The sequence below is a fragment of the Microcoleus sp. F4-D5 genome, assembly GCF_036704885.1.
GTDB lineage: Bacteria > Cyanobacteriota > Cyanobacteriia > Cyanobacteriales > Microcoleaceae > Microcoleus.
This window is the reverse complement of the sequence record NZ_JAUBSX010000055.1, coordinates 1-13,422: the sequence shown is the minus strand read 5'-3', so window position 1 is coordinate 13,422 and position 13,422 is coordinate 1. Positions and strand designations below refer to the sequence as shown.

The following is a 13,422-nucleotide window of genomic DNA, read 5'->3' as shown; positions in this document are numbered from 1 at the left end:
GATGGTGAATAATTTATCGATCGCCCAATCCTCAGCGGCGATACTGCACCCGATAAATCCGGTTGTTAGCTTCCTCAGTAAACAGCAAACTCCCGTCAGGTAAAACCAGCAAACCAACCGGCCTTCCCCAAGTTTTCGGGCCCGACGGATCTGTCAGAAAACCAGTCAGAAAATCCTCATAATAACCTTGAGGGCGTCCGTTCGCCGCATTAAAAGGTACAAACACGATTTTATAACCAGTTCCAGCGTTCCGGTTCCAACTGCCGCGAAACGCCACAAATGCCCCGTTGAGAAATCTTTTGGGAAACGTTTTGCCGTCGTAAAACTGAAGCCCCAAAGCGGCCGAGTGCGCCTGAAACAGCACGTCTGGCATTAATGTTTTAGCCGCTAAATCAGGTCGATCGCTATTGCCGTTTCTGGCGTGGCGCGGGTCGAGCAAATTCGGCTTAAAATAAGTGTAAGGCCAGCCGTAAAACTCGCCTTGACGAATTCTTGTTAAGTAATCCGGCACCAAATCATCTCCCAAACCGTCGCGTTCGTTGACTGTTGTGTAGAGTTGATTGGTTTTTGGGTGAAAATCCAATCCCACCGGATTTCGCAAACCGGAAGCAAAAATTTGCTTGTTCTGGCCGTCGAAATTCATCACTTGAACAGACGCTCTCGGCAGCGGTTCGACATCGGCATTAGACTGCGATCCAACTGATACGAAAAGCTTGCTATTGTCGGGGGAAACGACAACATTTCGCGTCCAGTGTTGGTTGTAGCCGCCGCCCGGTAAATCGGCAATTTTTTGACCGGTACCTGTCAATTGTTCCTGGCCTTTTGTGTAGGGAAAACGGCGGACTTCAGCGGTATTTCCGAGGAAAAAATAGCGGTCGGAAAAAGCCATGCCAAAGGGAATATTTAACCCGTTTTGGGCATTTGCAAAAGTTTTGCGAACCTCAGCAACGCCGTCGCCGTTGGCATCGCGCAGCAGCGAAATCCGATTCTGCCGCGTTTCTGTTACCAAAACATCACCTGTGGGCGTCAAAGCCAGCCATCGGGGAGCATCTAAATTATCAGCAAAAACGTTGACGACAAAGCCAGGAGGCACTCGCAGCACTGGCGATGCGGGAATCGGTACTACTTGAGGAGGTTTTGAGGCGCTGTCGCTGGCTCCTGGCTGCGGCAAAGCAGTTGCAACAATGCGGATTGGCTGCGGCGAAAGCGGTTTGGTCGGTACAATTTGATTTGTCCCAACATTTGTCAGCGGTGCACGGGAGGGAATTTGCGACAGGGGGCCGTTGTCGCCCACAGCAGGGGCGATCGCATCTGTACGTCGATCGCAGGCAAGCACCGGCAACAGCAGAATTAGCAGCAAGAAACGCAAGTAATACATAGCAGCGATTTCTCAACAATTGCTGGACAATTCTATTATTCTAACTGCTATTAAACAGCTAAGCCACCGCCGGCGCGGTGGCTTAATTTCATTTACCGATTACCTATACCCGTTGCAAACAAGAATGCAAGTGTAGGTCAGTGTTTCAAACCTTGAGATCGATCGGTCAATCGATTTTAGATTTTAGATTTTAGATTTTAGATTTTAGAAACAGACCCCAGGAAGAATGCGGGAAGCCGGGGTCAAATTGCTTGATTCCCATTGCCAATCTTCAATCGAAAATCTAAAATCGAAAATCTAAAATAGTATAACCTAGCTCTACCAAAGTCCTCTCACAGGAGCCGGACGGGGAGCCGGAGCCGGAATTGGACGGGGAGCCGGAGCCGGAGCCGGAGCCGGAGCCGGACGAGGAGCCGGACGCGGTGGCGGTTCTGGGGCCGGACGAGGAGCCGGTGCTGGGGTTGGGGGACGAACAACCGTTGTGGCTACCACCTTATAATCGGGGATCACCGCGATATTTTGTATCTGAGAGCCGGCTATGGTGGCTCTGACTTTCATTCCCGGTACGAGACCAATAATTTTCAGGACGCATTTTTGAATCCTGAGAGTCCTGTACGGCGCGTTTTCTTCGCGAATAGTTACTACGTCGCCGACAATACTTTTGACAAAACCGACAATGGTTCGAGTGTTGGCTGTGGTGGTGGTCTGCGTTTGGGCTATTTCAGTTGCAGGGTTAGCCATCGCAGGATGTACTGAGACCGCCGAAATTAGCACCGACAGGGTTGCACCTGTCAATAATTTTATCTTCTGAAGACGCATTGAAACCTCACATTAACTTCTATTGAGGGTCGGGTTTGCTTCCGCTGCGCGAAAGTCCCAACCTCTATACCTAATCCAGTTTAATCCCCAGAGTAGGAAATTTATGACAATCTCAAAAAAAGATTATCGAACAATTATTGAAAGACTATATTTTACATCATAAGTTCCAGATTTACAACAAGTTCAGCAGTTCGTATCTCTCTCCGTGGAGGCGTGATATATTGAGTTTGTTCGATCGACCGTTGCAGTTTTTTTTCAGCCAACCTAACTGTTGCTGGGGGCAACTCTACCCAAAGACAGATTGTGCTTGCCGGAGGCAGCAGCGCCATAGTTTCAATTTTCGATCGCCAGCGGGCCATTGCTAAAAAATCAAATTAGTCGGAGGTAAACTTTAATCATTTTATTGCAAGATTTACGCATAAGCCGGTTTTTTTCACTACAATCTATTGCGTAACTCCACTGAGACGCGCATAAAAACCTTGTTTTTATGGTATTATTGCTTAAGCTTTGTGTTGAGTTACAACTTATCAGTGGTGGAATTTCAAATAAAAACTGTGCAGCGCAGTTGCCGTCAAAAAGCCATCTCAAAACTTTTCAGATTGGGTGCGGTTTGCGGATAATTAGACAGGAACTTTGTAGGAACTGCTGGTTAGGAGTTTAGCGAACAAAACAATGGTGAACAGCAAATTTTTATTTAACAAGTTAATTGTACTGAGCTTGAGTGCAGCCGCGCTTTCGGCAGGCCTACAGCAGCAGGCGACTGCCGAACAGGTGGCTACTTCAAGCAATAGTGCGATCGCAGCGCAGGGGTCTACATCCGAGGCAAAATTGCCGAATCTCGCAGCCCCAGAATTACCGCCCTTGGGAGAACCATTTATATATATTCCCCAGGAACCAAAACCTCCGGTAAATCCAATTGAAGAAGTGCGTTTAGTGCTGAAATTGCGAGAACGCCGCGTCTATGTTTACCGACAAAATAAGGTGCAAGCCAGTTTCCCGGTTGCTGTGGGAAAAGGTGGCTGGGAAACTCCTACAGGCAATTTTAAAGTTATGCAAATGATCAAAGATCCAGTTTGGCAAAATCCTTGGACTGGAGAACTTATTCCTGCTGGGCCGGACAATCCTTTAGGGAGTAGATGGATGGGGTTTTGGACGGATGGCAAGAATGTGATTGGTTTTCACGGTACTCCGAATCCAGAGTCGATCGGGGGGGCGGCTTCTCACGGCTGCGTGAGAATGTTTGATAAAGACGCACAGGCTTTATTTGAGAAAGTCGCAGTTGGAACGCCCGTGATAGTTGAGCATTAATTATTCGGAGGTTGAGGTGAACAACAACATCATCTCAGCATAAAAACACCAATTTACGGCGATTTCAAGAGACTGTTGGCGAATCAAAAAAGAGTGGAAACCAAACATCCCACAATCATCGCCAGAGAACTACGATCCGGCACAGGTAAAAAGAGCGGAAAAACTAGAAACACCGGTCAAACCAATCGGAATGTTGCGCCCTATTGCCTGGATTCTGGAGAGATTCATCGCAGCAGTCACCCTATTTTGTAGAGGAGTTTTGGCAAGACCCATGTAGCGATCGTAACGCCAACCAAAAACACGAGTTAAACAGAGAAAGCGAGCTCTCAATACCAGCCAGCAGGGCATAACGCTAAGAGGTTGAGGTTTCAGAGTCAGAACGCCGACTGAGGCAGGCGAACGAGTAAATTGAGAGGGAACAGGACAAGTGGCACAATCGGACCGAGGTTCATCGCACTTGAATTACCTGATTGTCATAGCGATCCGAATTTGGTTGCCAGGATGGGCTGATGCGGCAAGGCGGAAAAGCAGCACGATCGTCCTCTGAATCGACGGTAAAACCAGAAAGTTCAAAGCCAAGCCGGGCTTTTTCTTGCCTCGCACAAAAGATTAATCGCCCTGCGATAATCAGCTTTGAGATATCAAATACTACAAATCAAACCTTGTCTGAATTGCCCTTAACTCCCGTGCCCGTAACCCCAGAACCCGATCGCCCAAACCTCCCTCACTGGCTAAACTCGTTAAATACCTGTCCGAGTACCAACAGTTGGGCAATCGCCCGCGCGGCCCAACTCCACCACGGAGATGCAGTATTTACTCAGCGGCAAACCAGCGGGCGCGGTCAACACGGGCGCACCTGGCACGCCCCAACTGGTGTCTTAACTGCCAGTTTTGTACTCGACAACCTCAACCCCAATCTGTTGCCGGGACTCAGTTTAGCAGCCGGTTTAGCGGTGATTTACGCGATCGAAGATTTGGTTCCCGACTGTCGCGATATGCTGCGCCTCAAATGGCCAAACGATGTCTGGATACATCGCCGCAAATTAGCCGGAATTCTCTGCGAAGCTACGAACGGCAATGCTTTGGGCAAAACTCGCGCCGTTGTCGGAATTGGACTCAACCGCTGCGTAGATTTCGCGGCTGCGGGATTGGATGAAAGGGATCTCGGCAATGCGGTAAGCTTGCATTCTATTGCTGGTACAGTACCAGATGAACTGTGTTTGCTCGATCGACTGCGGCACTATTTACTCGAACTAGCCGATATGTTTTCCACCACAGACAGGCCACCCTCCAAGTCGGGTTTAGCGCTACTTTTGCCGGAATTGCGCCGCCGCGATGCCTTGATTGGCTGCCCGGTGGCGATCGAACTTTCCTCGGAAACCATCTGCGGAGAAGCCGCCGGCATTGACGGAAGCGGCCGCTTGCTAATATGCTTGGCGGGCGATCGAATACAAGCCTTTACCTCCGGCCGAGTTCGATTAATTTAAGAGTCTGTTGACAGTGGGCAGTGGGCCGTTGTCAGTTGTCAGTAGTTCAGTTGTCATATTGTTTCCGGCAGGATTCGGACTTGTAGGAATCTTGTAGATACAAGGGGCGGGTTCACTAACAATAATTGCCTGTAATCTACAATCTCATAAACCCGCCCCCCATACAAGTCGGATGCTACCGGACTAGATATCAGTTGTCAGTTGTCAGTTGTCATCACTCAACGCCGTCAACAGTTAACAGTCAACAATGCCCGATGCCCGATGCTTTTAGGCCCAATTCCCCATTCCCTATTCCCCATTCCCTATTTTAATTTATCACCTCAAATACTACCAATCTGCTCAGCCACAGCGGTTGATTTGCCTCCACACCTTCGGGACGACCCTTCGTAGAAGCAACTTCTATTCTGTTGCCATTTATCCCTTGTCTAACCAAAATATTTTTCACATTTGTCGCTCTTTCCAGTGCCAACTTTTGATTTTCGGCCGGAGTGCTTTTAAAATCGCTGTAGCCAACAATCCTTAAATTATTAGTGCGATTTTTCTCCATATATTCCTTGACTTTGCTAAGCTTTTGTGCTACATCTTTCGCCTGCAAACTTGCCGAACCTGCACCGAAATACACGCGAACTGGCATTATGATCTTTGGCGGCGGTGGAGTTCCTATTATCACTGTATTTGTTACAGACTTCACCCCCGGAATTTTCTCAAAAGCTTGAGTTATTTTCTGAGCATCGGGCACTTTGCTCACGCTGCCTGCAACGGCGACTTTGCCCTCTGCATAGCGAGCCGAAATATCAATGCTTTCTACTTTATTCAAAAGAGCAGCCGTCCGCTTGACATCGGCTTCGACTAAAGCTGGATCGGGAGGTACTTCAACGGCTATAATTTTATTTTCAATTCTTGATTGTGGAGCCGCTTGCTGAGCAATTTTTTCCGCTTTCAATCGTAGATTTTGATTCGGCACTCGTCCCGAAATCTCCAATACTTTATCTTTAACATCAGCCGCGAGGCGATAAACTGATAACTCCGGCGCAGATTGTAATGCTAAATTTGTATCTGCTTCTAAGCTGGCTGCAACTGAGCTGCGGTATTGATGAATTCCCCAAGGTACGCCAATTAAACCTAACGCTGCCAAACCGATAATGGGTAAAATTGGAATTTTAGGAGATTTAACTTTTACCTCTGTATCAATTAATTTTTGCAAATTCGAGTTGATTTCTGGCGGCACCGTGGCTGGATCGCCATTAAATGACTCTATTTGACTCCCGTATTCTTCAACAATCTTTTTGAAAATCGCTCGCATTTTGTACTTGAACCACTGGCGGGTTTCTCCTTGCATAACTACTGCCAGATAACACGAACCCGCTACTTCCAGTACGATCGTAGATGTGCCGTATTCTATAGCATCAATCTCTGCAATATTTCCCGACTGAGAGATGCAATCGTTGACAAAAGCGCGAATAGCAGTCAGCATCCCCGCTACCATCTCGGATTCTAGCTGTTCGCGTTCAGACTGCTGCACTGCTGAAATTACTAAGCCCGATTGTGCTTGAATTAAAAAGACAGCTTTCACACTCAGCGGTGTTGTTTCTTTCATCAGCAATTCTGCTTCCGAAATTCCCTGCAATTTGGCTTTAATTTTACGGCTAATTCCCTCGGGACTTAAAGATGATTCGAGTTTTTCATTAATCTCCCGCATCATCTCGGCGATGTATTTTAAAATCGTGCTTCCGATAATCGGATAAAGTGCATCCGACATTGCTTCTCGCTTGAGATGAATTTGCTGTTTGATAGCGGCGGCCATTTCCGGCGCGATCGCCATTGCAATTTCATCGGGCGATTCACTGACTCTCTGGCTGATTCCCACAGGAATAGCCGGGGATATGGCTACTCCCATTGATTGCCTGTTTTCTCGGGTTTTGGTATTAATTACTTCATCAATTATCGGGGTTATTGTTTCAGTAAATGATTTTTTTGACTCATTAATTGTTTGAAGCATCATTTCGGGAAAGATGTTTTTAATTCTGGCCACTAATTCTTCCCGATCGCCTCCCCATTCAGCATCAGTAATTTTGCGATCTAGTTCCCCTACTTTATCGTTGAGCCTGTAATTATAATTTACTACTTCATCTAACAATGGTAAAATAGACTCGATGACCGACTTTTGCAGTTGGGCGTGATGGCTAACCATCAGTTCGTCAATCAAAGGTTTGAGTAAATCGGTAAACAAGTCTGTCGATTCATAAATCCGGTGTTCGATCGCCACAATCTTTTGTTCGATAGTCTCGAGTCTTCGATCGATCCTTTTATTCTGAACGATCGCATCTACGGTAGGGGCGATCGCAGATTCTATCTCTAGCTTTGCTTCCCCGATGTTTCGGGACAGCATCTCTACAATCACTGGCATTATTTTTGCCATCAACCCTTCGATCTCAGCTAAAACTTGCTGCTGAACTTCGACAATCTTACTTTCATTATTTAATATTTGTACTGCAATACCGCTGTTTTGAATAGCCGTGTTGACACCGGGCGCGATCGCCTCTCTCACCTCTAACTTTGTCTCCTCGATTTTCCGGTTCAGCGACTCAATCATTAACGGCATCAATCTTGCCATTATTTCTTCCGGCTGAGACTTTTGCTGTCGTTGAAGATTATTTAGTCTACTTTCTATGTCGCTCAATTTTCCTTGAACTTCTCTTTGAAGAATTGCTGATTCTATCAAAGGTTGGATCGTCGCTGCTACCTGTAATTTTGATTCGTCGATTTTCCGGTTCAGTAAATCAGTTATTTCTGGCATTAGTATCGCCATTATCTCTTCTGGCTTCTGAATTGGCGACTGTTGCGTAGCCAGCCGCCGTTCGACGATGCTCAATACTTTTTCTTCTATTTCTACCCAAGCTATTCTTACCTGTACTGAGGGGGCGACAGCTTCTACAACCTCTAACTTTAATTCACTAATTTTGCGGTTCAGCAAATCGCTAACTACTGGCACTAGCTGCTTGATTAAATCTTCCGGTTGCTGCTGGTAACGCTGCTGAATATTTGCAAATTTATCTTCAATTCTTACTACTTTTTCTTCAAGTCCGTTTTGATTGTGAATTACTTGATTGACTGTCGGTGCGATCGCCGAAGCTACCTCTAACTTAGACTCCTCTACCTTACGCTTGAGCAACTCGCCCACTACCGGCATCAACCGTTGCATTAAATGTTCTGCATTCGGCAGTGGCTGCTGGTTGAAGTTAGCAATTTGATTTTCCAAATCCGCTAATTTTGTCTGCAATTCGAGCCGATTCATTTTATCATTGCTAGCGAGTTCTATCGCCTTTTTAAATTCCGACTTCAACCCCTCTAATTCATCTCTCATTAACTCAGGAATTAACGGTCTCAGTAAACCCATCAACTCTTGGGGTTCAGACATCAAATTCTCAAAATTTTCTAACCTTTGTTCCACGCTCAAAACATTACTGTAAAATTCCGGTAAATCCCTTTCAAATAGCAGTTGTTGCAACCGCTTAAACTCCTCTACTGCTTGTTCTAATTCGTCCTCCGACGGCAGATTTTTTTTTGCTGCCTTCCGGGCTGTAGATAAATCGGGTTCCTCATTATTGTTTTCTCGTCTTTGAAGTGGGATCTCTTCCTCGTTAGTTAATACTTCCGGTACAATACTCGGTGATTCGATCAGGAAAGACAATTGTTTGCGCCGATTTTCCTCATTTTCTAATCGCTGAACTGACTTTTCAGAAAGCGGTAATTTCAGCTCGCTTGGTTCTTTGTTGGATTTTTTCAATAATTGGAATTCAGTTAGTATGGTTAGCAATTCCTGAAGTTGCTCTCCAGCTTTAGAACTTGGCATAGTTGCATCAGAAACATCTTTTTCTGATTGATATATTTTGTTTGAATTATCATTAGATCCTGCCATACTGCGCTACCAAAACGTGATTTTTATCGACCGAATAAAATTACCAGATTGCTTGCCGCCTCACCCCAGCGAAAATCAATAGGAATGAGACAATTTTTCCAAGCGTCAGGCTTAGTAAAGCTATCGCCTTATTTTAACTGCTGTTCTGCGACTAGCCAACTGAGCCGCCAACTGCAATGCTGCTTTCATGCTGGAGGCATCCGCAAGCCCTTGACCTACAATATCAAAAGCTGTGCCGTGATCGGGAGATGTGCGGACAAAGGGCAAGCCAATTGTAGTGTTGACTGCTCGATCGAAAGCCATCAATTTTACTGGAATCAACCCCTGGTCGTGGTACATTGCCAAGTAACCGTCGTGAGCTTCCTTGGCTAAACCGTACCAAACTTTAGCCGGTTTTACCCACAGGGTATCGGGGGGGACTGGCCCGTCTAACTGCACTTTAGGAAAGCGATCGCGCTGCGTTTCCAACCAAGGTATCATCCAGTCTTGCTCTTCATTTCCCAGTTTGCCATTTTCGCCGCTGTGAGGATTTAAGCCCGAAATCGCAATTTTCGGTCTTTCCAGCCCAAAATCTTCGCGCAAACAGTGTATCAGTAATTCTAGTTTTTCACTCAGCAATTCTGGACTCAAAGCATCGGGTACTTGACGGAGCGAAATATGTGTGGTAGCGAGTAAAGTTACCAGCGTCCAGCCGCTGTGTGGAGATGTGGCGGCAAACAGCATTCCGAACCGCTGCGATTTCGCCCTTTCTGCGAGTAGTTCTGTTTGTCCGGGATAATTGTAACCGGCCGCCTGCCAGCAAGTTTTGGAAATCGGGCCTGTCACGATGGCGGAGAATTCGCCGGCGATGGTACGGGCGATCGCGCTTTCCATGTAAGCAAAGCTAGCCGCCCCGCTAGCTGCACTCCCGACACCGGGGACTATTTCGCCCCACTTGCTGTCTGGTTCAATATCAATAATGTTTAATGTTTCGGGATTTGCCGCTTCTGCTGCTGGATTGCTCGATCGCAACCGATCGTAAGTTTGCTGCAAAACTATCCTAGAACCTATAACCGCGACCGTTAAAGCAGCAGCCGGATCTGCCAAAGCCTTGAGAATCACTTCCGGGCCAATTCCCGCCGGATCTCCCAGAGTTACAGCTAGTTTTGATTCCCGATCGAGACTCAAGGCAGTTCTCTCCAACAAAATACAGGAATTTCGGCACTGAAATCTTAGCATTCAGGTAGCTGGTTGCCCCAAATTATATTATCTTTATTTAATGCGATCGCCCAATTGGACATATCAAACCATGAATCCTGAAATTTTCAATGCAGCCTTTTTGTCCTTTTCCCTAATTTTCGTGGGTATAGGTGGAGGCTTCCTCCTGCTCAAATTGCAAGGCGGCGAAGAATAAGTTTTTTTCAACAAATCCTTCAGAAGCCTTCTACCTTCTGCCTTCTAGAGTCTACTTGCTGCCGGAAGCAAGCCTTCTGGCGAATATCTCAAGCCTAAAATGAGAAAAGATCGGGTTTTTGTTAAGTTTTTTATAAAAAACTTAACAAAAACCTGATACCATCTTATAGAAAGTTTAAGATTCATAATTAATCCCTAGATGACTTTATTGATTTTAGGTGCCACCGGCACTCTCGGTCGCCAAATAGCCCGCCGCGCCCTAGACGAGGGCTACCAGGTGCGCTGTTTAGTCAGAAGTTACAGAAAAGCTGCATTTTTGAAAGAATGGGGCGCTGAACTCGTACCGGGGAACCTTTGCCAGCCAGACAGTCTGCCTCCGGCCCTAGAAGGCGTCAGTGCTATTATCGATGCAGCAACAGCCAGTGCCGGGGATTCTGTAAGCATCAAAAGAGTAGACTGGGACGGAAAAGTATCGCTGATCCAAGCAGCAGCAGCAGCAGGCATCAAGCGTTACATATTCTTTTCCTTTCTCGACGCTGAGAAATATCCCCAAGTCCCCTTGTTGGAAATCAAGCGCTGTACCGAACTGTTCTTAGCAGAATCCGGTCTAGACTACACAATCTTGAGACCTTGCGGCTTTTTGCAAGGACTGCTGAGCCTGTATGCAATGCCGATTTTGGACAATCAGGCAGTCTGGCTGCCCAACAAGCCTTCCGCCCTTGCCTACATGAACACTCAGGACGTTGCTAAATTTGCCGTCCGGGCCCTTTCCGTTCCCGAAACCGAGAAAAAAAGCTTTCCGGTGGTGGGAAATCGCGCTTGGGATGCTGAAGAAATCGTGCGGTTGTGCGAACGGCTGTCAGGGAAGCAAGCCAAAATTACGCGCACCCCAGACGCCTTGTTGAAGGCTACTCGTCAATTTGCTAAGTTCTTTCAGTGGAGTTGGAACGTAGCTGACAGATTGGCTTTTTCAGAAGTTTTGGCAGCCGGAAAACCCTTGAAAGCTCCGATGGATGACGTTTACAGTGTCTTCGGACTCGACCCCAAAGAAACTACTACTTTGGAGTCTTATCTCGAAGAATACTTTAATCTGATTATGAAGAAGCTCAAGGAAATAGAGTACGAGCAGCTTAAAACTAAAAAACGGAGTAAACAAAAAATGCCCTTTACATTTTAAAGTGCCGAAAGCTGGGATTATATACAACGACGTTAAACCTGTGGCTTGTCGCATCGCCGCAGAGTTGGAAGACAAGCTGACTGCCCGCGGCTGGGAGGTTTGCTCGGTTTCTGGTTCGGGAGGAATTCTGGGCTATTCTAGCCCCGATCGCCCGATGTGCCACAACCCGATCGAACAACTCGTCCCCCCCGGTTTTGACAGCGACATGGAGTTTGCAGTGGTTTTGGGCGGCGACGGTACGGTGCTGTCGGCATTTCGCCAAGTCGCTCCGATTGGAGTGCCGCTGCTGACTGTCAATACCGGTCACATGGGCTTTTTAACAGAAACTTACCTGAACTTGCTGCCGCAAGCTTTGGAAAAGGTAATCGCCGGAGAATACGAAATCGAAGAAAGATCGATGCTGGCGGTGCGGCTGTTTCGAGAAAACGACTGCCTTTGGGAAGCCCTTTGTCTCAATGAAATGGTGCTGCACCGGGAACCGCTGACTTGTATGTGTCATTTTGAAGTGGCTATAGGTCAGCACGCCTCTATTGACATTGCCGCAGATGGAGTCATCATCGCGACTCCCACAGGATCGACAGCTTACGCCCTTTCTGCCGGCGGTTCTGTCATCATTCCCGGAGTGCCGGTGCTGCAGTTGCTGCCTATTTGCCCGCATTCAATGGCTTCGCGGGCTTTGGTGTTTTCCAACACCGAGCCGGTCAAGATTTTGCCGGCGAGTCCGAACCGCCTGGTAATGGTGGTAGACGGTAACGGCGGATGTTATGTTCTGCCGGAAGATTGGGTGCAAGTCGAGCGAGCTCAATACCCAGCCCGGTTTATTCGGGTGCAATCTTTTGAGTTTTTCCACATTTTGCGGGAAAAATTGGGCTGGGGCTTGCCTCACATTGCTAAACCGAGTTCGGTTGAGTTGCCTTGATAGTTGTTGTTGACACTCCCCGACTATCAAGGTACGGGGATTGTTGGCTCAACCAGTTGGCTTGCTCGTAGATATCATATCAAGTCCTAGCTGTAGGAGAGGGCAATTCCCGTTCCCGTTTTTCACCGATTGAAGGGATTTTGATTTTTTTATCTGTTGATAAATCGTAGAATAAAGCAGCAATTAGTGTTGGTAATGTAGGGCGGCATTTATCCACCGGAATTCTTAATTGTCGATCGAGCTTCCAAATCATCTACAAAGTCAGGCAGCGTTTATGATAGATGTATTCTCGTACTTCTGGGAGTTTAAACCATGTCTCTCGCTGAGTTAATTCCTTTGGTGAACAATCTGAGCCAGTCAGACAAATTATCACTCTTCAAACTCCTAGCCGCACAAATCCCAGACGCTGAATTACAAGTCATCTTTTCTGCATCAGAGTATCCAGTTTGGTCGCCCTACGATGCAACGGAAGCTGCAAACATTATGATGCAGATGATTCAGGACGATCGAGAGGCATCTACTCATGCCTAGTTCGATCTAGTTTCCCTTTTCTGACGATGAAGCATTACCCACGATTCCCATCACTCTGATTCATGCAGGCTTTTCTGTCTCGGCGAATGCACTGCTAGATACTGGGTCTGCGGTCAATCTATTACCTTATGACATTGGTCTGCAATTGGGTGCAATTTGGGAGGAACAAACTGTCCGCTTGCCATTGGCTGGAAATCTGGCAAGCGTTGAGGCGCGGGGTGTATTTGTAGATGTTCAAATTGGGAATCTGGAACCCGTTCGCCTAGCATTTGCCTGGGCGCAAGCTTCTCAGATTCCCTTAATTCTCGGGCAAACGAACTTCTTTCGAGAATTTGATGTCTGTTTTCAGAGATCGCGATGCACGATCGAAATTATTCGCTTCTAATAAGCATCGATGCAGAACTCGGAGTTTTATTTAGGGCTTACTGAATAAGTTAGGAAAAATTGCGATCGCACTTGATGGGCAATTCAAGCTCGGCAAAACATAAGTTT

General features: G+C 46.9%; 11 protein-coding genes. 7 read left to right on the top strand and 4 right to left on the bottom strand.

The genetic code is table 11. The features are described from left to right. Positions 1–31: 31 nt before the first annotated feature. Entirely contained in the window at positions 32–1,378 is a 1,347-nt protein-coding gene (locus QUA80_RS22425) for a sorbosone dehydrogenase family protein (RefSeq protein ID WP_333427270.1), read from the bottom strand. A gap of 318 nt (positions 1,379–1,696) precedes the next feature. Then, complete coding sequence (locus QUA80_RS22420) at positions 1,697–2,197, bottom strand: autotransporter (protein ID WP_333427269.1); 501 nt, start codon at positions 2,195–2,197, stop codon at positions 1,697–1,699. Positions 2,198–2,869: 672 nt separating this feature from the next. Here QUA80_RS22420 and QUA80_RS22415 point away from each other — a divergent pair. Beyond that, positions 2,870–3,505, top strand: coding sequence for a L,D-transpeptidase (locus tag QUA80_RS22415; RefSeq protein ID WP_333427268.1), 636 nt, complete (start codon positions 2,870–2,872; stop codon positions 3,503–3,505). Between the two features lie 662 nt (positions 3,506–4,167). Then, positions 4,168–4,992, top strand: a complete 825-nt coding sequence (locus QUA80_RS22410; protein WP_333427267.1) for a biotin--[acetyl-CoA-carboxylase] ligase — start codon at positions 4,168–4,170, stop codon at positions 4,990–4,992. 307 nt (positions 4,993–5,299) lie between these two features. Here QUA80_RS22410 and QUA80_RS22405 read toward each other — a convergent pair whose 3' ends face one another. Together QUA80_RS22405 and pdxA are read right to left on the bottom strand one after the other, a co-directional pair. Beyond that, a complete protein-coding gene (locus QUA80_RS22405) occupies positions 5,300–8,845 on the bottom strand; it encodes an OmpA family protein (protein ID WP_333427266.1) in 3,546 nt (1,181 codons plus the stop codon). A gap of 186 nt (positions 8,846–9,031) precedes the next feature. Next, positions 9,032–10,129 (bottom strand): 4-hydroxythreonine-4-phosphate dehydrogenase PdxA, encoded by a 1,098-nt coding sequence (pdxA, locus tag QUA80_RS22400; protein WP_333427265.1) that lies wholly within the window; start codon positions 10,127–10,129, stop codon positions 9,032–9,034. Between the two features lie 40 nt (positions 10,130–10,169). Between pdxA and petM the strand changes: the two genes are divergently transcribed. The 5 genes from petM to QUA80_RS22375 all read left to right on the top strand — a co-directional run bounded on the left by petM (position 10,170) and on the right by QUA80_RS22375 (position 13,315). After that, positions 10,170–10,304, top strand: a complete 135-nt coding sequence (gene petM, locus QUA80_RS22395) for a cytochrome b6-f complex subunit PetM (RefSeq protein ID WP_445251195.1) — start codon at positions 10,170–10,172, stop codon at positions 10,302–10,304. Between the two features lie 198 nt (positions 10,305–10,502). Then, on the top strand, positions 10,503–11,480 hold the full coding sequence (locus tag QUA80_RS22390; protein ID WP_015174327.1) for an SDR family oxidoreductase: 978 nt from the start codon (positions 10,503–10,505) through the stop codon (positions 11,478–11,480). 1 nt (position 11,481) lies between these two features. Next, positions 11,482–12,399: an NAD(+) kinase gene (locus tag QUA80_RS22385; RefSeq protein ID WP_333234892.1), complete on the top strand. Its 918-nt coding sequence runs from the start codon at positions 11,482–11,484 to the stop codon at positions 12,397–12,399. Positions 12,400–12,711: 312 nt separating this feature from the next. After that, positions 12,712–12,930 carry a hypothetical protein gene (locus tag QUA80_RS22380; RefSeq protein WP_333165484.1) on the top strand — a complete coding sequence of 73 codons (219 nt, stop codon included), beginning with the start codon at positions 12,712–12,714 and terminating at the stop codon, positions 12,928–12,930. A gap of 43 nt (positions 12,931–12,973) precedes the next feature. Further along, positions 12,974–13,315, top strand: coding sequence for an aspartyl protease family protein (locus QUA80_RS22375; protein ID WP_333427300.1), 342 nt, complete (start codon positions 12,974–12,976; stop codon positions 13,313–13,315). Positions 13,316–13,422 lie beyond the last annotated feature (107 nt).